A 17434-nucleotide genomic window follows, 5' to 3' on the forward strand; every position below is an offset into this window, starting at 1 on the left:
CCTGTCATGTGGCATGAAGTGGTGACATTGCCCCCGGGGAGCCATGGCCGGGACAGGTTGCCCCTCCCGCCCATCGCGAGGCCGTGAAAAGCCGGTCTGCCCGGGAACAACCCGAGCGTTGCCGATGCCGGGAGGGTGGCCGGTGAGTTTTGCCAACTCGGACCGTTCACCGCTTCGCCCTTGCAAATCCGCCGTTGCTTCCCGGGGCGGGGTTGGCTCAAACTTGCGCCTCCGTATGGGTAACGTGCGCAAGCTGTATCCGTTCCACCTCATTGAACCCAAGTGGCAACGGATCTGGGAGGAGACAGGCGTCTTTCGCGCCTTCAATCCCGGGGACGAGATTCCGTCCGACCATCCCTTTGCCCGTCGGCACGGCCTGTCGGGCCGGGCTGACGCCGCCCGATTGCCCCGCAAATACTACATCTTGGACATGTTCCCCTACCCGTCCGGGGCGGGTCTGCATGTCGGCCATCCCGAAGGCTACACCGCCACGGACATCCTGGCCCGCTACCAGCGGGCGCGCGGCCTCCACGTGCTGCACCCCATGGGCTGGGACGCCTTCGGACTGCCGGCCGAACAATACGCCATCAAGACCGGTCAGCACCCCCGCATCACCACAGAACGCAACATCGCCACCTTCCGGCGCCAGATCAAAAGCCTCGGGTTCAGCTACGATTGGACCCGTGAGGTGGACACGACCGATCCGGCCTACTTCCGGTGGACCCAGTGGATTTTCCTGCAGCTCTATCATTCCTGGTTCAACCCCCGGACGCGCAAGGCCGAGCCCATCGAGACCCTGCCCTACCCGCCCGAACTGGAGGTGCCACCCGGCACCCAACCGGATCCGGAGCTGGAGGCACGGCGTCGGGCCTGGCGGGACGCCCACCGGTTGGCCTACGTGGCGGAGGCACCCGTCTGGTGGTGCCCGGCGCTCGGGACCGTCCTGGCAAACGAAGAGGTCGTCAACGGCCGCAGCGAGGTCGGCGGCCACCCCGTGGTGCGCCGTCCGATGCGGCAGTGGATGCTCCGGATCACGGCCTACGCAGATCGGTTGTTGGAGGATCTGGACCTGATCGACTGGAGCCCTTCGCTCAAGGAAATGCAGCGCAACTGGATCGGCCGCAGCGAGGGGGCCGAGGTCATCTTCATCATCGACGACCCGCAACTGTCCGCCCAAGAGCGGCAACTGCGCGTGTTCACCACCCGCCCGGATACACTTTTCGGCGCCACCTACATGGTGCTGGCGCCTGAACATCCCCTGGTTGCCAAGATCACCCGTCCGGAATGTCGGGCCGCCGTCGAGGCTTATCAGGCCGAGGTCCAGCGCAAATCCGACCTGGAACGCACCGAACTGGCCCGGGAGAAAACCGGCGTGTTCACCGGCGCCCACGCCATCAACCCGGTGAACGGCCAGCGCATCCCCATCTGGATCGCCGATTACGTCCTCATGAGCTACGGCACCGGTGCCATCATGGCCGTGCCCGCCCATGACACCCGCGACCTCGAATTCGCCGAGAAATTCCACCTGCCCGTTGTCCAGGTGGTCCGGCCGCCGGACGACAGCATCCCGTGGCGCGGGTTTACCGGCGACGGCGTCGCGGTCAACTCCTCCTGCCGGGACCTTTCCCTCGACGGTCTGCCCACCCCACAGGCCAAGGAAAAGGTCATTCAATGGCTGGAATCACGCGGCCTGGGACGCCGGACCGTTCAGTACAAACTCCGCGACTGGCTCTTCAGCCGGCAGAGATACTGGGGCGAACCGTTTCCCATCGTCTGGCGCCGCGATCCCCGTGGCGAGTGGTATCACGAGGCGGTGCCGGAATCGGAACTGCCCGTGCTCCCACCCGAGCTGGACGACTACAAGCCCACCCCCGACGGCCAGCCGCCTCTGGCCCGTGCCCGGGATTGGGTCGAACGCCCGGACGGCAGCCGGCGCGAAACCAACACCATGCCTCAATGGGCCGGCAGTTGCTGGTATTACCTGCGGTACCTGGACCCCAAAAACGACCAACGCTTCGTCGGCCCCGCCCCGGAACGCTACTGGATGGGAACCGACCCTGCCGAGGGGCGCACACCCGGCGTGGACCTCTACGTGGGCGGGACCGAACACGCCGTGCTTCACCTCTTGTACGCCCGCTTCTGGCACAAGGTCCTCTACGACCTCGGACACGTCTCCACGCCGGAGCCCTTCCACAAGTTGGTGAACCAAGGCCTGATCCTGGGCGAGGACGGGCAAAAAATGTCCAAATCCCGCGGGAATGTGGTCAATCCGGACGACATCCTGGCCCAGTACGGCGCTGATGCCTTCCGGCTGTATGAAATGTTCATGGGCCCCCTGCAGGACACCAAACCATGGAGCACCCGCGGCGTCGAAGGCGTGTACCGGTTCCTCGGCCGTGTATGGCGGCTTTTCATTGATGAATCGAGCGAAACCGAGTTTGAGCAGAACCTCGCCGTCACGCCCCCCGATCAACAGGAACCGCTCCTGGAGCAGCTCCGGCTCCATCCCTCCATCCGGGACCTCGAACCGGACCCGTCGCAGAACAAGGCCCTCCACGCCTGCATCAAGAAGGTCACCGAAGACCTGGAAGCGCTCCGATTTAACACCGCCATCTCCGCCATGATGATCTTCGTCAACCAGGCCGGTTCCTGGGAGGTCCGACCCGCCCGGCTCCTCCGCAGCTTCCTGCAGTTGCTGGCACCTTTCGCCCCGCACCTGGCGGAGGAGCTGTGGGCTCTCTGGCACCGGACCTTCGCACCGGATCAACGCCCGGTCCCCTGCCTCACCTACGAACCCTGGCCCGCTTGGGATCCAGCACTGCTGGAGGAAGAAACCTTGCAAATCGTCGTCCAGGTCAACGGCCGGGTGCGCGACGTGCTCCGGCTGCCGCGCGACCTGGATCGCGACGCCCTGGAAAAGGCGGCATTCGCTTCCGAAAAGGTCCGGCCCTTCCTGGCCGGCAAGACCATCCGGAAGGTGATCGTCGTGCCGGGCAGGCTGGTCAACATTGCGGTGGGCTGATTCCTCGGTTATCGTTCCGGGCATGGGGTACCTGACCCGCCGTGAGCAACAAGTTCTCTGTGCGGTCGTTGGACTGTTGTTGATCGGTTGGGCCGTCCGCACCTGGCGTCTCAGCCAGGAGCCGGCCGAACCCGTCGCGGTGCAGGTCGCCCCACGTTGAGAACTATGCACGAACCGGCTCTCGAACAGGCACTGGATCGGATCCTGGCCCTCGACCCGCGCTATCCGCGGGACGCCTACCATTTCGTGCGCGAGGCACTCGAGTACACCCAACGCATGGTCAGCAAAGGCCAGCGCGGGCGGCTCCGCCACGTTACCGGCCAGGAACTCCTCGAAGGGATCCGCCACTACGCCCTCGAGCAGTTCGGCCCCATGGCCCTGACCGTGTTCGAGGAATGGAACATCCGATCCTGCCGGGACTTCGGCGAAGTCGTCTTCAACATGGTGGACGCAGGCATCCTGGCCAAAACCGAACAGGACAGCCGCGCCGACTTCGAAAAGGGCTACGACTTCGAGGAGGCCTTTCGCAAACCCTTCCTCCCGCCCAGCAAACAGGCGGCCTGGGAGCGAGAAAGAGCCCGCAACAAAACGGCCTCGGCCGGTCCTTGATCCGGTGATCGTGCCCCGCTGCTGTTCACCAACTGTCCCGGATCACCGCAAACCCGCGGCCCTGCCGCGCCTGCCCCAGGCCTGCCTCCCGGGCCAGGACACCGGCCCGACCCGCCGGTCCCCACTCCACTGCAAACAGCACCAATTCCACCCGTGAAACGTATCCCCCAAAACCGGTCCGTCCTCACCACCCGATCGTCACCCGGCCAGCGGCAGCCCCGACTGGAGTTGCCCGCCCTGCCGCCGGACGTCCACCTCAGCCAACTTGACAACGGCCTGGTCATCATTCTCCGCCAGGACCCCAGCGCGCCGGTCGTCTCCGCCCAGGCTTGGTGCATGTCCGGCAGCGTCCACGAAGGACGCTGGCTCGGTGCCGGGCTCTCCCATCTGTTGGAACACATGCTTTTCAAGGGCACCCGCTCCCGGCCCGCCTCCCGGATCGACCAGGAGGTGCAGGCCGCGGGCGGCTACATCAATGCCTACACCTCCTTCGACCGGACCGTCTATTACATCGATGTCCCCTCAACGGGAACACCCGTCGCAGTGGACATCCTCTGCGACATCATGCAGCACGCCACATTGCCTGCGGCCGAGCTGGCCAAGGAACAGGAAGTCATCCGGCGCGAGATGGACATGTGCCATGACGATCCCCACCGGCGCTCCAGTCAGCGGTTGTTCGAGGTCGCCTACACGCGCAGTCCCCTCCGCTACAACATCATCGGCTATCCGGATCTCTTCAACGCCGTGACCCGTCGGGATCTCCTCGCGTACTACCGGGAAAAGTACGTACCCAACAACGTGTTCTTCGTGGTGGTGGGAGACCTCGATCCACGCGCCGTGGAGGAACAGATCCGTACCGCCTACGCGAAGACACCCGCCCGGCCGTTGCCACCCGAGGTCCTTCCCGAGGAACCCCGGCAAACGGCTCCGCGCGAGTTGTTCGAAGAAGCCACAACCGAGCTGGGCCATCTCCACATCGCCTGGCACATCCCGGATGCGCGCCACCCGGACCTGCCCGCCCTGGAGGTGCTGGCCACCATCCTCGGCCAGGGACGCAGCTCCCGGCTGTATCAACAGGTTCGGGAAAAACTTCGCCTGGTCACCAGCGTCGATGCCTGGACCTATACCACGGGGCTGCCCGGCCTGTTCGGCATCAGCGCGATCATGGAACCGGACCGTCTCCACGCAGCGCGGCAAGCCCTGCTGGACGAGGTCCAACGCCTCCAGGACCGACTCGTCACCCGGGAGGAACTCCGCAAGGCCATCAAACAGTGCACCACCGCACTGCTCGGCAGTCGCAAGACCATGGCCGGTCAGGCCCAGGACCTGGGCGGATGCTGGCTCCTGGCCAATGACCTCGCCTTCTCCCAGCGCTACCTCGAGGCCATCCACAACCTCACCCCGGAACAACTGCGCGAGGTCGCCCGAACCTACCTGGTGCCGGAAAACCGCACCCTCTACGGTCTGTGGCCCCGCGGGCGCCTGCCGCGCAACACCCACACCACCACGGTCCATCGATCCGGCCCGATTCAAAAGATCGAACTCCCCAACGGCCTGCGCCTGCTCATCAAGGAAGATCACCGGCTGCCGTTCGTGGAAATGCGCGCCGTTTTCCGCGGCGGTGTCCTGGCTGAAAACCCGGAAACCAACGGCCTGACCACCCTCACCGCACGCCTCCTTCTCAAGGGCACGCGTCGCCGCTCCGCCGAAAGCGTGGCCCGCACCATCGAGTCCGTGGGCGGTTACCTCGACACCTACGGAGGCAACAACAGCTTCGGTCTCAGCGGCGAGGTCCTGCACGACGATTTGGATCTCGGCCTGGAGCTGCTGGCCGAGGTCCTGCGCCAGCCCGCCTTCCCCGCTGCCGCGCTTGAACACGAACGCGAGGTCCTTCTCGCCCGGCTCCGCGCCCGCAGGGACGATCTGCTGGCCCGCGCGTTCCTGGCCATGCGCCGCGCATTGTTTGGCGGACAGGGCTACGGCTTGGACAACCTCGGCAACGAAACCAGCCTGCCCTCTCTCGATGTCACCCGGGTCCGCTCCTTCCATCAACAATGGGCCGTGCCGCGAAACTGTGTCCTGGCCCTCTTCGGCCATGTCGAGGCCGGCACCGCCCTCGCCGCCGTTCACAAGTACTTCGGCACTTGGAACGGCGCCCCAAGTGCCCCCGCCCTGCCGGAGCCGATCCCAAGCGTCCCCGACAAACCCCAACACGTCCGCGAAACCCACGACAAACGGCAGGCCGTCCTGGTCATGGGCTGGCCCGGCGTCCGACTCGACAGCCCCGATCGTTTCGCCCTCGAACTCATCCAGGAACTGTGCAGCGACCTGGGGTCCCGACTTTTCCTGCGCGTGCGTGAGAAACTGGGCCTGGCCTACTACGTGGGCGCCCAGAATTTCATGGGCCTTGCCCCGGGCTACTTCGCATTTTACGCAGGCACCGAACCCTCCAAGGTCAACCGCGTCGAAAAGGAATTCATCGCCGAGGCGCGCCTGCTCCAAACGCGGGGCGTCTCCAGGGACGAGCTTCAACGCGCCAAAGCCAAGTTGCTGGGCCAAAAGAAAATCGCCCGACAGGAGCTCGGCAGCCTGGCCCAACAGGCCGCCTTGGATGAACTCTACGGCCTCGGGTATCAGAACTTCGACGAGGAAGACGCCCAAATCGAGGCCGTCACCCTGGACCAGATCCGGGACGCGGCCGCCCGCTACCTCAGGCCGGACCGCTATGTCCTGGCAGTGGTGGAGCCAGACTCTCCCCGCCGTGCCGGAGCCCGGAAAGCTTGAGCCCCCGCCCTACGGGCCCAACCGCGCGCGGTAAAACCTGCGTGGACCTTCAGCAGGTACGGTCGTCTCCCGCCGCGCAGCCTCGCCCATGACCACCGTCCCCACGGGCGTCCACTGCAGCAGATCTGCCGACGCCTCGATCACGTAGCTGCTGCCGGGCTGGGCCGTCAGCGCCAACACCAGCCCGGACCCCTCCAAACGCACCACCTCCAGGAACGGCCGGACCGATCCCCCGCCGATCTCCACCGTTGCCACGGAAAGGGTCGTGGCCGCGTTCGACCCGGGAGGGGAATACACCCGCCACACCGACTCGCTCAGATTCGCCACGTAAAGGTTCCCCACCGCATCCCAGTCCACGTCGCTGTACTCCTGATCCACCCCGGGCAGTGTCACCACCCACGCACCCGTGGCCGCATCGAAGATCATCACGCGGCCGCCCACGAAAAAGCCGCCGGACAACACACCGCGAAACGTGACCGCCACCCGGCTGCCCGTCGGATCCACCGCAACCGCGGTCGCCCCGCGCATGGTGTCCTGACCGCCACCCGCCACCCAGATCGCACTCTCCAATGGTGCAGCCGGGTTGGTCCAGGCGGGAAACGCCAGCACCCGCGGCTGCCCGTCACCCGGGACCGCGCGCGACTGAATCACAAAAAGCCCGCCGTTCGGTCCCACGGCCACGTCCCACGGCGCCGTGCCGAGATCGAATCCGGCGCCGGCACGGATCGCCAGAGTACCTCTGTCCCCGGGAGCCACCGTGCCATCGTCCTCCAAGGGCCACCCGTAAACGCCCGGGCCGGACGCCGCCTCGTTCTGGGCCATCCACAACCAGTTTCCCCCCGGCCCTGTGCCGACAGCAAATCCGGTCATGCGTGTCCCGGATGTCGGGTGGTTCGTGTGATCCCATGCCACGCGCAAACTCGTCGGCGATGCCTCGGGGTCCAGCATCACCAGCTCGTGTTCCGCCGCGTCCCAGACATACACACGCTCGCCCCACACCTCCACCTCACCCGGGCTGTCACCCTCACCGGCCCAACTGCGGCCCCCATCGCTCCAGCCGCCCTCCCCCGCCACGGAACCATCCGCCTGAAGTTTCAGCAGACCCGGCCGATCGCCGTCGAGGAATTCCGCGTTCGGTCCCGGGCGGCCGTTTGCCACCAGGACCCGGCCGTAATACGGCGAAAGCGGGTCGCGAACCACCCCGATCCCGGTGGGCGCATACACGTACTGGCCTGGGGCAAAATCGTCACTGATCTGCGTCCAGTCGGCAAAGCCCTGCGCCGCCGCGGTGATCCGCACGCGGTAAACCCCGCAGCAGACCGGCACGCCCTGCCCATCCCGGCCGTCCCACATCACTTGGTTCTCGCCCCGGAACGTCCCCGGCTCTCCCCCCGCCATGGCCAGGGTCCGGACCACCTGCGAGCCGTCCCAAACCTCGATCACGACACCGGCCGTGGCCGGCTCGTTCAAAATGTAGCGGATCGCCACCCCGCCACCCGACCCTTCGGGGAGCCTTTCCAATCGAATGTGACTGGCGAATACATTCCCAGGAGCCGCGGGCACGCCGGGCCCCAGCATCGCAAAGGCCAGGCAGACACCCATCCACCACCTCCACGGCTTCCACCATTCCAGAGACAACCCGGGAATCTCCATCGAAAAAGCAGGCCCCATCGCTTCCCTGTTCATGCGGCTCATCGTCCTGGCAAGGCTTCTGACTCCTCCGGCGCCCCGGCCCCAGCCGGACTCCCGAGGCGGCTTCACGACACTAATGCCCCGGATCCTCCGGGGCAAGAAACACCTCCGCTGGCCGCGCCTCCCTGGCACGGCGCCGCCTCCCCGGAGATCCGCCTCCCGTGACCGAGCCGCTCGCCGCTTGCGCAGCGGGCCGTGCTCTCACTACGGTAGGGTCATGCGGATTCTGTCCGGTATCCAGCCCTCGGGCGCACTGCACCTGGGCAACTACTTCGGCATGATGAAGCCTGCGATCGAATTGCAATCGCAGGGGGAGGCCTATTACTTCATCGCGGACTACCACTCGATGACCTCCCTGTTCGATCCACAGGCCCGCCGCCGCAACACCCTCGAGGTGGCACTCGATTTCCTGGCCTGCGGGCTCGATCCTCAAAAGGCGGTCTTCTTCCGTCAATCCGACGTGCCGGAGGTCTGCGAGTTGACCTGGCTGCTGGGCACCGTCACCCCCATGGGCCTGCTCGAACGTTGTCACAGCTACAAGGACAAGATCGCCAAGGGGATTTCGCCCAACTTCGGCCTGTTCGCCTACCCGGTCCTCATGGCCGCCGACATCCTGATTTACGATTCCAATCTGGTGCCGGTGGGCCAGGACCAGAAGCAGCATGTGGAGGTCGCCCGCGACATCGCCGGCAAGTTCAACGACACCTATGGCCCCACCTTCGTCATGCCGGAACCCCTGATCCGGTCGGAGGTGGCCAAGGTGCCGGGCATTGACGGCGAGAAAATGAGCAAGAGCTACGGCAATACCATCGAGATCTTCGGCGACGAAAACGTCCTGCGCAAAAAGATCATGAGCATCAAGATGGACAGCCGCACACCGGAGGAGCCGAAGCCCGATGCCGATCGCAACATCGCCATCCAACTGATGAAGCTGGTGGCGCCGCCGGAGGAGGCCCAACGCTATGAAGAACGCCTCCGCGCGGGCGGTCTCGGCTACGCCGAACTCAAACGCGCCCTGTTCGGCTTCTATTGGGAATACTTCGCGCCTGCGCGCCAGCGGCGGACCGAACTGGCGGCCAACCTCGACTACGTCGAGCAGGTCCTGCGCGAGGGCGCGGCCCGGGCACGGGCCAAGGCACGGGAGGTCCTCGACCGCGCCCGGCGCGCATGCGGTCTTTCCTGAAACCACCGGCCCGGAACCCCAGCCATGCAGGATCTCATAGCCAAGGCGGCCACTCTGCTGGAGGCCCTCCCCTACATCCAGAAATACAGCGGTGCCACTTTTGTCGTGAAATACGGCGGTTCCTTCATGGACTCGCCCGATCCCGCCGTGCGCACCGGCGTGGCGCGCGACATCGTTTTTCTCGAAGCGGTCGAAATCAATCCGGTTGTGGTGCACGGCGGCGGCAAGGCCATCAACCGCGCCATGGAACAGGCCGGGCTCACCCCAAGGTTCGTCCAGGGCCAGCGCCTGACCGATGAAGCCACCGTGGCCATCGTGGACGAGGTCCTCTCCCGCCGGATCAACCCGGAGATCGTGCAGGCCATCAACAGCCTGGGCGGCCTGGCCCGGGGTTTCCCGGGACCGGAAATCTTCCGCTGCCGCAAACTCTGGGTGGAAGACCGCCAGCAACCGGGACGGAAACTCGACCTCGGTTACGTCGGCGAAGTCACGCACGTCAACACCGGCCCGATTCTGGAGTGTATCGAACAGGGGATCACCCCGGTCATCAGCCCCACCGCCCGGGGGGAGGACGGCCACGTTTACAACTGCAACGCCGATGTGGCCGCCGCCCAAACCGCCATCGCGCTCCGCGCGCGGCGGCTGGTCTTCATGAGCGATGTACCAGGCATCCTCCGCAACCCCGACGATCCGGATTCGGTCATCCCCTACCTCCGCGTTTCCGAGGTCGAGGAACTCAAACGGGCCGGCATCATTGACCGGGGCATGATCCCCAAGGTGGACAGCGCGGTCGCCGCCCTCCAGGCCGGTGTCGAAAAGGTCTCCTTTGTGGACGGGCGGGTCCCCCACGCCGTGCTGCTCGAGATCTTCACGGACGAAGGGGTGGGAACCATCCTGGTGCCCTGAGCGACATTCCGGATTTCACGACCGGCACCCCGGCCTGGAGGACGGGCCGGCCCTTTGCCGGTCGCACTCCGACGGGTATATTCTGCCTCCCATGGCGCAGAACGGTCGCATCCGGGTCGTCGTCGGCATGAGCGGTGGGGTGGACTCCTCCGCCACCGCCGCCCTGTTGCTCGAACAGGGTTACGACGTGATCGGCATCACCCTGAAACTCTGGCCGCAGGACTGCCGTTACCGGGCCGAGGACAAGTGCTGCGGGCCGCAGGCCGTCATGGATGCACGCGCCGTGTGCGATCGCCTGGGCATCCCCTACTACCTCATCGACGAGTCGGCCGAGTTCCAGCAGATCGTCATCCGGTACTTCGCCGAGGAATACAAGCGGGGGCGGACACCCAATCCTTGCGTCATCTGCAACCAGGAACTCAAGTTCGGCCGGCTGCTCGAGCGTGCCTCGCGTCTGGGGGCCCATTACGTGGCGACCGGTCATTACGCCCGGCTGGAACGCACGCCCGAGGGACGCACCCTGCTCTATCGCGGCCGTGACCCGCGCAAAGATCAGAGCTATTTCCTCTTTTCCCTTCGCCAGGAACAACTGGCGCGGGCCCTGTTCCCGCTGGGGGATCGCACCAAGTCGGAAACGCGCCAGGTCGCCCGCCGCTGTCGGCTCAAGACCGCCGACAAGGTCGAGAGCCAGGAGATCTGCTTCGTCCCGGACAATGACTACGGGCGCTTCCTGCGCGAGTCCAACCTCGTGGAACCGCGCCCGGGTGAGATCGTCGATCTGCAGGGCCGCGTCCTGGGGCATCACGAGGGAGTGGCGTTTTACACCATCGGCCAGCGGCGCGGCCTCCGCGTGGCCGCCGGCCGGCCGCTCTACGTGGTGGACCTGGACCCGGAGAACAATCGCGTCATCGTGGGAGAGGACAGCCACCTGCTGGCCGACACGTTCGTCATCGAACGCTGCAACTGGATTCCCTTCGACCAACTGACCGAGCCGATCGAGGTCACCGTGAAAATCCGCTACAATCACCCCGGCACCCCGGCTCGTGTGGAACCATTGGAAAAAGACCGCGCCCGGGTCCACCTGCACGTGCCGCAGCGGGCCCTCACGCCCGGCCAGGCAGCGGTCTGTTATCAGGGTGACCTCGTCGTGGGCGGCGGCTGGATCTGCCGGCAGTAAGGGCGGGCGATCCCTCGCTCCGCCGCACCCGGCGCCGCCTGTCACGGGGCAGGCCGCCGTCGCTTCACCGGATGCGCGTATCCCCTGCGGGTCGCGCCCCGCCTCACAATCCGCCCGAAGATCCCGGACGTGCGGATTTGGCCAGGACCTTCTGCACCCAGTCCTGGTGGTCGAGGTACCACCGCACCGTCTCGCGCAAGCCCTGCTCGAAGCTGTGGGCCGGCGTCCAGCCGAGCTCCCGCCGGATCTTGCTGGCGTCGATCGCGTAGCGGCGGTCGTGTCCCGGCCGATCCTTCACGAACGTGATGAGTTTCCGCGAGTTCCCACCCAGGTCGGGTCGGAACTCGTCAATCAGATCGCAGATCCGTTCCACGATCCGCAGGTTGGGCCACTCGTTGTTGCCGCCGATGTTGTACGTCTCCCCCACCCGACCGCGGGTCAGCACCTGCCACAATGCCTCGGCATGATCGAGTACGTAGAGCCAATCGCGCACGTTCATCCCGTCGCCGTAAACGGGGATCGGCCGCCGGTGCAACGCACTCAGAATCACCACCGGGATCAGTTTTTCCGGAAACTGATACGGCCCGTAATTGTTCGAGCAGTTCGTGATCAGTGTGGGCAACCCGTACGTGTGATGATACGCGCGAACCAGCATGTCGGAAGCCGCCTTGCTGGCCGAGTAGGGCGAGTTGGGCGCGTAGGGGGTCGTTTCCGTGAAATAGCCCGTGGGACCCAGCGAGCCGTACACCTCGTCCGTGCTCACGTGATGGAAGCGGAATCCGCCCGGGGGCGGCTCCACCCCGCCCTGGCCTTCCAGCCAGCAGAGCCGGCAGGCTTCCAGCAAATGGAAGGTCCCCACGATGTTCGTATGGATGAAATCCCCCGGACCTGTGATCGACCGGTCCACGTGTGATTCGGCCGCCAGATGCATCACGTGGGTGATCCGGTGTCGCCGGACCACGTCGAACACGGCGGCCTTGTCGCGCAGGTCCACCCTCTCGAACACGTACTTCGGATGGCCCGCCACCCGTTCGAGGTTCTCCAGGTGCCCGGCGTAGGTCAGACAGTCCAGATTCACCAGCACCCGGATCTCCGGCCGGTCAATGATGTGGTGGATCAGGTTCGACCCGATGAACCCCGCGCCACCGGTGACCAACAGATTCATCATCTCCATTCGCTCCTCCCTGCAGATTGGCTATTCGCCGCCCAGGGCCAGGCGCAAAGCCGTTTCCCAGTGCGGGAGCGCCAGCCCGAACGTGCGTTCCAGTTTCTCACATGACAGGACCGACCAGGCCGGGCGGCGGGCCGGCGTGGGATATTCCTCCGTCCGAATCGGAATCACCTCGCGGCATTTGCGCTCCCCGGCGGGCACCGTTTCGACAATGCGCCGCGCGAATTCGTACCACGAGGTCTCGCCGGCGCAGCGCAGGTGGTACACCCCGCTCCACCGCTCCGGGTCCGGCTGCACCAGCACCTGTTGCAGAGCCAGGGCCGTCGCCTCCGCAATCAACCTGCACCAGGTCGGGCTTCCGATCTGGTCGGCCACCACCCGGAGCGTCTCCCGTTCCCGTGCCAGCCGCAACATGGTCAGCAGGAAATTGTTCCCCCGCATCCCGTAGACCCAGCAGAGCCGGAAGATCAAATGGGCACAACCGGACGCCTGCACCGCCTGGTCCCCCTCCAGTTTCGTCCGCCCATAAGTGTTCAGCGGACCGGTGGGATCCGTCTCCACGTATGGCCGCTGTTGCCTGCCATCGTACACGTAGTCGGTCGAATAGTGCACCAGCCAGGTGCCCGTGTCCCTGGCCAGCCGGGCCAACCGTTCCGGAGCCAGGGCATTGACCTGCCGGGCACGTTCCGGTTCCGACTCGGCGCGGTCCACGGCCGTGTAGGCCGCCGCGTTCACGATGATCGCCGGCGCCACCTGCCGGACGACCCTTTCCAGCATCTCCCCGTCTGCAAGGTCCAGCTCCGGATGGTCCCACGCGTGCACCTCACCCAAGGGGGCCAAGGCCCGCCGCAGTTCCCAACCGACCTGCCCCCGATGGCCCAACAGAAGAATCCTTGGCAGCCGTGGCAAACCCGTGTTCATGGGAAAAGTTTTTCCTCCGGCAGATCCCGCAGGCGCAGCCCCTGCCGATCTTTCTCCGACAGGACCGGGTCCTCCACCGGCCAGGGAATGGCCAGGTCGGGATCGTTCCACAACAAGGTCGTCTCATGCTCCGGCGCGTAGAAGGCCGTGCATTTGTAGGCGAACAGGGCGGTCTCGCTCACCACGGCAAATCCATGGGCAAACCCGGGCGGGATGTAGAGCTGCCGCTTGTTGTCCGCCGACAGCGTCACGCCGTACCAGCGGCCGAACGTGGGCGAGCTCCGCCGCAGATCCACCGCCACGTCGAACACCTCACCCTGCAACACGTACACCAGTTTCCCCTGGGCGGAGGGGTTCTGAAAATGCAGACCACGCACGGCGCCACGGCGCGAAAACGACAGGTTGTCCTGCACAAACGGACCTCTGATGCCCGCCTCGCTGTAACGCCGCTCGTTCCAGGTTTCCAGAAAGAACCCGCGGGCATCGCCGAAGACCCTGGGCTCGATGAGCAACAGCCCCTCCAGATCGCACGGAAGAACTTTCATGCGGCACGACGTGCCTCTGCAATAACCTCATGCTCCAGATAATACCGATACTCGCAGCGTGGCATGCGCGACACCAGTGCCTCCAGCTCCTCCAAGGTGATGAACCCCTGCCGGAAGGCCGCCTCCTCCGGACAACCGATCTTGATCCCCTGCCGTTTTTCGATCGTCTGCACGTAGGCCGACGCCTCGTGCAGGCTGCTGCTCGTTCCGGCGTCCAACCAGGCAAACCCCCGACTCAACCGGTACACGCGCAGTTGACCCCGCCGCAGGTACTCCACGTTCACATCCGTGATCTCCAGCTCACCGCGCGCCGAGGGCTTCAGTTTGCGGGCGATCTCGACCACCTGGTTGTCGTAGATGTACAGGCCGGGCACCGCATAGTTGCTGCGGGGGTTCTGCGGCTTTTCCTCGATGGATATCGCCCGGCCGTTTTCGTCGAACTCCACCACGCCGTACCGGCGGGGATCATGCACGTGATACCCGAAAATGACCGCCCCCGATTCGAACTCTGCAAAGGCGCGCTGGAAACTGTCCGCACCGTAGAAGATGTTGTCGCCCAGGATCAACGCCACCGAATCGGATCCGATGAAGCTCTCGGCAATCAGGAAGGCCTGCGCAATCCCTTCCGGACGGGGCTGTTCGCGATACTCCATCTTCAGACCCCACTGGGTGCCGTCGCCGAACAACTGCCGGAAACGCGGCAGATCCTGGGGGGTGGAGATGAGACAGATTTCGCGAATGCCCCCCTCGATCAACGTGGTCAGGGGGTAGTAAACCATCGGCTTGTCGTAAACCGGCTGCAGTTGCTTGCTCGCCACGAGTGTGAGCGGGTACAAGCGCGAGCCGGCTCCTCCAGCCAGGATAATGCCCTTCATCGCCGCGCAAGATAACCCGCCGGGGTGGCACGGGCCAATCCGGAATCACCCCGGAACGGGGCTCGGGCCGGCCATCCACAACCCCCGGGATCTCACCGGTCTCCGCCTTCCGCCCGGACGCAGGTTCAGTAGTTGAACATCCTCCGGCCCGTGGCATACAGGGTGTAGCCCGTCCGCTCCAGGTACCAGGCAAAGTCCTGGCGACCTGCGGCATCGAAGCCCACGGGCGTGTAGGCGTAGCGCACTGGCAGCCTGGAGGTGCGACTCAGCCAGCGGTGGATCTCCGAGTGCCCGTCGGCAAAGGAGAAACCACAGGCGCCCGCGTGATAGCTGGCGGGTTGATCCTGCCAGTTGGCCGCCGACGGGCTGTTGATGAAATACCCGTCATTGATCGAGTCGGCGTGTTCCTCGATGAACAGCCAGGTCCGCGCCGGCGCCGGCACTTCCGACATTTTCAAGTACTGTCGGTAGTTGGCGTCTCCCCAGTGTTTGCCCTGGATGGTCGGGTCCAGGCCGGGATTGCTGGCCGTGCTGAAGCGGCCGAACAATGCGTTCATGGAGTAGCTCCGCACCCGGTAGGGAAAACCTCTCGCCTGCTGCACGGGGCTCAGGTAATTGTCCGCCGGACAGCGATAGGCGCCCAGTACGCCGGCGGTATATCGCCCCAGCACCCCGTTGGCGAGCCACAGAAGATTGGTGTTGCTCCGGTCCGCCACGCTGCCCGAGGCGCCCCAGGTCATGACATTGTTGACCCAGTTGTCCAGCCGACCGTTGTTGATGGCTTCAATTGTCTCGGCCACTCCGTAGTTGTTGGGGACCCGGTCGTTGTGATCGGCCAGGTAAAGCTGCACGGCCGTGGCCAGCGTTTTGGTGTTGTTCAGGCAGGCGATCCCCAGGGCCTTGCTCTTGGCTCGACTGAGCGCGGGCAAAAGCATCCCCGCCAGGATGGCAATGATGGCAATGACCACCAGGAGCTCGATGAGTGTAAACGCGTCCGAAACGGAGGCGCGCCTTCGGCGTGGCTCGTTTTTCGTGCGCATGGTTGAGGCGGAGACCTGGACCGGCCCGGTTCATCCGTAGCCAGGAGCCAGACTTCACCCAACCGTTAGCAGATAGCGGGACACCCGGCAACCGTGGGAGCCGGGTCGGCGGTCGCTTCGGACAATCCGGACAGAGGGCACGAGGCTCGGCCACTGGCAGGCCCTTGAACCACCGTAGGACCGCCGGAACAGAGGCCGCGGACAGATTCGCAAAGAGCTTTTCACGCGGGTTCCGCGCCCGCCTCCGAAGGCGAGGGAGCACACACCTCGAAGCGGCGGTTGCCCCACACAGAGACCGTCACCAGGGTGGTCTGATAAAAAAAAACACCCCGCCTTTGCCGTGCCGCAACTCTTCCTCTGAACATGTTTTGCAACATGTTGGGACGGCCGCGCTGCTTTCGGCTTCCTTCCCGCAGGAAGGCCTGCCGGCCACAGCTTGGATGCGGCTTGGGTCCCTCGATGGTGAGTACGGTTCAAGGACTTTGTTGCGGATCACGCGCAAGGCAGGGTAAATCCGAGTCTGCCCGTCTCCAGCCTCTGGCAAAGAGCCGCGGTGGATTCACCACCGCTCACCGTCCTACCTATCGGCCGGAACCGCCCGCCGCTCAAGTCAAAAATGCGCGCTCCTCGAACAGGGCACACGGACGCGTGCAACGGTTGGTGCGCGGAGCAGGGAGGTTCACGAAAAACGCGACCAAACGGAGCGCGCGGGCGCGCTCATTCCGCGGGAAAAGCGCCGGACCCGGGCGGCCACGCCGTTCCAATGCTCCATTTCCTGCCGGAGTTTCCCCAGCCGTTCCGCCAGGAGCCGCTGGTTGTACCGCTCGCGCTCAATCAGTGCACTCACCAGCGAGCGGATCTCTTCCCGGGCGGAGCTCCCGGGTCGCAACTCCCTCGTCATCCGGTCCCTTCCTTCCCACTCCGCCTGTAGATCGCGGATGCGATCTTGGCAGAATCGAAGGGACTCCCAATCGTCCCGTTGGATGGCCTCGGTTTCGCGCTCGGCCATTTCCAGCCAGGACCGCAGGAAGTCGAGCGTGGGGTCCTGCCCGAAGATGCCCATGGCCTTAAGCCGGAGGTGCGGCAGCAAAGGCCGGACGAGGTTCGGCAGGGAGGGCACCACCCTGCTGCGCCAGCATGGTCGCCCACGCATCCCGCAAGGTTTGCAAATGCCGTTGAACCTCCTCGATCCCCGACCTTTCCTTGCGCAGGTTGCTCTCGAACAACCGGCGCTCGAAATAATCGTAGAGCCGGCGCAGCGTGGCGGCGAATTGCCCGCCCCGTTCCATGTTGAGGGAAAAGTTCAGTTCCCGGATGATGTCCACGGCCTTTTGGGTGCCGTTGTGAATGGTGGCGTTGGCCGTGGCGGGATCGTCACTGGCAAAACCCCGCAGGGCCTGGTCCAACGCCCGGAGGGCACCATCGTAGAGCATCAGGATCAGTTGGCCGGGCGGGGCGGTCTGGGTGGCCACGCGCCGGTACGATTCCCAAGGGTTGCGAGGGACCATG

At 65.2% G+C, this 17434-nt stretch carries 15 protein-coding genes and 1 other RNA gene; 6 read left to right on the forward strand and 10 right to left on the reverse strand.

The window, feature by feature from the left end; all coding sequences use genetic code 11:
* The first annotated feature begins 235 nt into the window (after window positions 1-235).
* Both leuS and ACPDIX_RS01350 read left to right on the forward strand, forming a co-directional pair.
* On the forward strand, window positions 236-3022 hold the full coding sequence (gene leuS, locus ACPDIX_RS01345; RefSeq protein ID WP_423429970.1) for a leucine--tRNA ligase: 2787 nt from the start codon (window positions 236-238) through the stop codon (window positions 3020-3022).
* A gap of 165 nt (window positions 3023-3187) precedes the next feature.
* Window positions 3188-3631 carry a Minf_1886 family protein gene (locus tag ACPDIX_RS01350; protein ID WP_423429971.1) on the forward strand — a complete coding sequence of 148 codons (444 nt, stop codon included), beginning with the start codon at window positions 3188-3190 and terminating at the stop codon, window positions 3629-3631.
* 25 nt (window positions 3632-3656) lie between these two features.
* Here the strand turns inward: ACPDIX_RS01350 and ACPDIX_RS01355 are convergent, their stop codons facing one another.
* Window positions 3657-3782 (reverse strand): hypothetical protein, encoded by a 126-nt coding sequence (locus ACPDIX_RS01355; RefSeq protein ID WP_423429972.1) that lies wholly within the window; start codon window positions 3780-3782, stop codon window positions 3657-3659.
* Between the two features lie 2 nt (window positions 3783-3784).
* On the opposite strand from ACPDIX_RS01355, the gene ACPDIX_RS01360 reads away from it, so the two are divergent.
* A complete protein-coding gene (locus tag ACPDIX_RS01360) occupies window positions 3785-6415 on the forward strand; it encodes a M16 family metallopeptidase (RefSeq protein WP_423429973.1) in 2631 nt (876 codons plus the stop codon).
* A gap of 9 nt (window positions 6416-6424) precedes the next feature.
* Here ACPDIX_RS01360 and ACPDIX_RS01365 read toward each other — a convergent pair whose 3' ends face one another.
* Entirely contained in the window at window positions 6425-8101 is a 1677-nt protein-coding gene (locus tag ACPDIX_RS01365) for a hypothetical protein (protein ID WP_423429974.1), read from the reverse strand.
* Between the two features lie 223 nt (window positions 8102-8324).
* On the opposite strand from ACPDIX_RS01365, the gene trpS reads away from it, so the two are divergent.
* From trpS to mnmA, 3 genes are all read left to right on the forward strand, one after another.
* The gene (gene trpS, locus ACPDIX_RS01370) at window positions 8325-9290 is read left to right on the forward strand and encodes a tryptophan--tRNA ligase (protein ID WP_423429975.1); all 966 of its coding nucleotides are present in this window, start codon (window positions 8325-8327) and stop codon (window positions 9288-9290) included.
* Window positions 9291-9314: 24 nt separating this feature from the next.
* Window positions 9315-10196, forward strand: a complete 882-nt coding sequence (gene argB / locus ACPDIX_RS01375) for an acetylglutamate kinase (RefSeq protein ID WP_423429976.1) — start codon at window positions 9315-9317, stop codon at window positions 10194-10196.
* 91 nt (window positions 10197-10287) lie between these two features.
* A complete protein-coding gene (mnmA, locus tag ACPDIX_RS01380) occupies window positions 10288-11373 on the forward strand; it encodes a tRNA 2-thiouridine(34) synthase MnmA (RefSeq protein ID WP_423429977.1) in 1086 nt (361 codons plus the stop codon).
* A 103-nt stretch (window positions 11374-11476) separates the two neighbouring features.
* On the opposite strand, the gene rfbB is transcribed toward mnmA, so the two are convergent.
* From rfbB to fliS, 8 genes are all read right to left on the reverse strand, one after another.
* Window positions 11477-12538, reverse strand: a complete 1062-nt coding sequence (rfbB, locus tag ACPDIX_RS01385) for a dTDP-glucose 4,6-dehydratase (RefSeq protein WP_423430171.1) — start codon at window positions 12536-12538, stop codon at window positions 11477-11479.
* Between the two features lie 30 nt (window positions 12539-12568).
* Entirely contained in the window at window positions 12569-13465 is an 897-nt protein-coding gene (rfbD, locus tag ACPDIX_RS01390) for a dTDP-4-dehydrorhamnose reductase (protein ID WP_423429978.1), read from the reverse strand.
* Complete coding sequence (gene rfbC / locus ACPDIX_RS01395) at window positions 13462-14010, reverse strand: dTDP-4-dehydrorhamnose 3,5-epimerase (protein WP_423429979.1); 549 nt, start codon at window positions 14008-14010, stop codon at window positions 13462-13464. Before rfbC ends, rfbD begins: the two co-directional genes overlap by 4 nt.
* On the reverse strand, window positions 14007-14885 hold the full coding sequence (gene rfbA / locus ACPDIX_RS01400; protein ID WP_423429980.1) for a glucose-1-phosphate thymidylyltransferase RfbA: 879 nt from the start codon (window positions 14883-14885) through the stop codon (window positions 14007-14009). The genes rfbC and rfbA overlap by 4 nt, the downstream gene beginning before the upstream one ends.
* Window positions 14886-15010: 125 nt before the next feature.
* Window positions 15011-15925, reverse strand: a complete 915-nt coding sequence (locus ACPDIX_RS01405; protein WP_423429981.1) for a type II secretion system protein — start codon at window positions 15923-15925, stop codon at window positions 15011-15013.
* A 322-nt stretch (window positions 15926-16247) separates the two neighbouring features.
* Window positions 16248-16438, reverse strand: a non-coding RNA gene (ssrS, locus tag ACPDIX_RS01410) — 6S RNA.
* Between the two features lie 166 nt (window positions 16439-16604).
* A complete protein-coding gene (locus ACPDIX_RS01415; protein ID WP_423429982.1) occupies window positions 16605-16988 on the reverse strand; it encodes a hypothetical protein in 384 nt (127 codons plus the stop codon).
* A gap of 4 nt (window positions 16989-16992) precedes the next feature.
* The gene (gene fliS / locus ACPDIX_RS01420) at window positions 16993-17433 is read right to left on the reverse strand and encodes a flagellar export chaperone FliS (protein WP_423429983.1); all 441 of its coding nucleotides are present in this window, start codon (window positions 17431-17433) and stop codon (window positions 16993-16995) included.
* Window position 17434 lies beyond the last annotated feature (1 nt).

It is taken from the genome of Limisphaera sp. 4302-co (assembly GCF_049537155.1).
Taxonomy (GTDB): Bacteria; Verrucomicrobiota; Verrucomicrobiia; order Limisphaerales; family Limisphaeraceae; genus Limisphaera.

What these genes read in the sequence shown, in the direction of transcription:
- leuS (WP_423429970.1), top strand. Translation starts at nt 236, where the DNA reads ATGGGTAACGTGCGCAAGCTGTATCCGTTCCACCTCATTGAACCCAAG.
- ACPDIX_RS01350 (WP_423429971.1), top strand. Translation starts at nt 3,188, where the DNA reads ATGCACGAACCGGCTCTCGAACAGGCACTGGATCGGATCCTGGCCCTC.
- ACPDIX_RS01365 (WP_423429974.1), bottom strand. Translation starts at nt 8,101, where the DNA reads ATGAACAGGGAAGCGATGGGGCCTGCTTTTTCGATGGAGATTCCCGGG.
- trpS (WP_423429975.1), top strand. Translation starts at nt 8,325, where the DNA reads ATGCGGATTCTGTCCGGTATCCAGCCCTCGGGCGCACTGCACCTGGGC.
- argB (WP_423429976.1), top strand. Translation starts at nt 9,315, where the DNA reads ATGCAGGATCTCATAGCCAAGGCGGCCACTCTGCTGGAGGCCCTCCCC.
- mnmA (WP_423429977.1), top strand. Translation starts at nt 10,288, where the DNA reads ATGGCGCAGAACGGTCGCATCCGGGTCGTCGTCGGCATGAGCGGTGGG.
- rfbB (WP_423430171.1), bottom strand. Translation starts at nt 12,538, where the DNA reads ATGAATCTGTTGGTCACCGGTGGCGCGGGGTTCATCGGGTCGAACCTG.
- rfbD (WP_423429978.1), bottom strand. Translation starts at nt 13,465, where the DNA reads ATGAACACGGGTTTGCCACGGCTGCCAAGGATTCTTCTGTTGGGCCAT.
- rfbC (WP_423429979.1), bottom strand. Translation starts at nt 14,010, where the DNA reads ATGAAAGTTCTTCCGTGCGATCTGGAGGGGCTGTTGCTCATCGAGCCC.
- rfbA (WP_423429980.1), bottom strand. Translation starts at nt 14,885, where the DNA reads ATGAAGGGCATTATCCTGGCTGGAGGAGCCGGCTCGCGCTTGTACCCG.
- ACPDIX_RS01405 (WP_423429981.1), bottom strand. Translation starts at nt 15,925, where the DNA reads ATGCGCACGAAAAACGAGCCACGCCGAAGGCGCGCCTCCGTTTCGGAC.
- ACPDIX_RS01415 (WP_423429982.1), bottom strand. Translation starts at nt 16,988, where the DNA reads ATGGGCATCTTCGGGCAGGACCCCACGCTCGACTTCCTGCGGTCCTGG.
- fliS (WP_423429983.1), bottom strand. Translation starts at nt 17,433, where the DNA reads ATGGTCCCTCGCAACCCTTGGGAATCGTACCGGCGCGTGGCCACCCAG.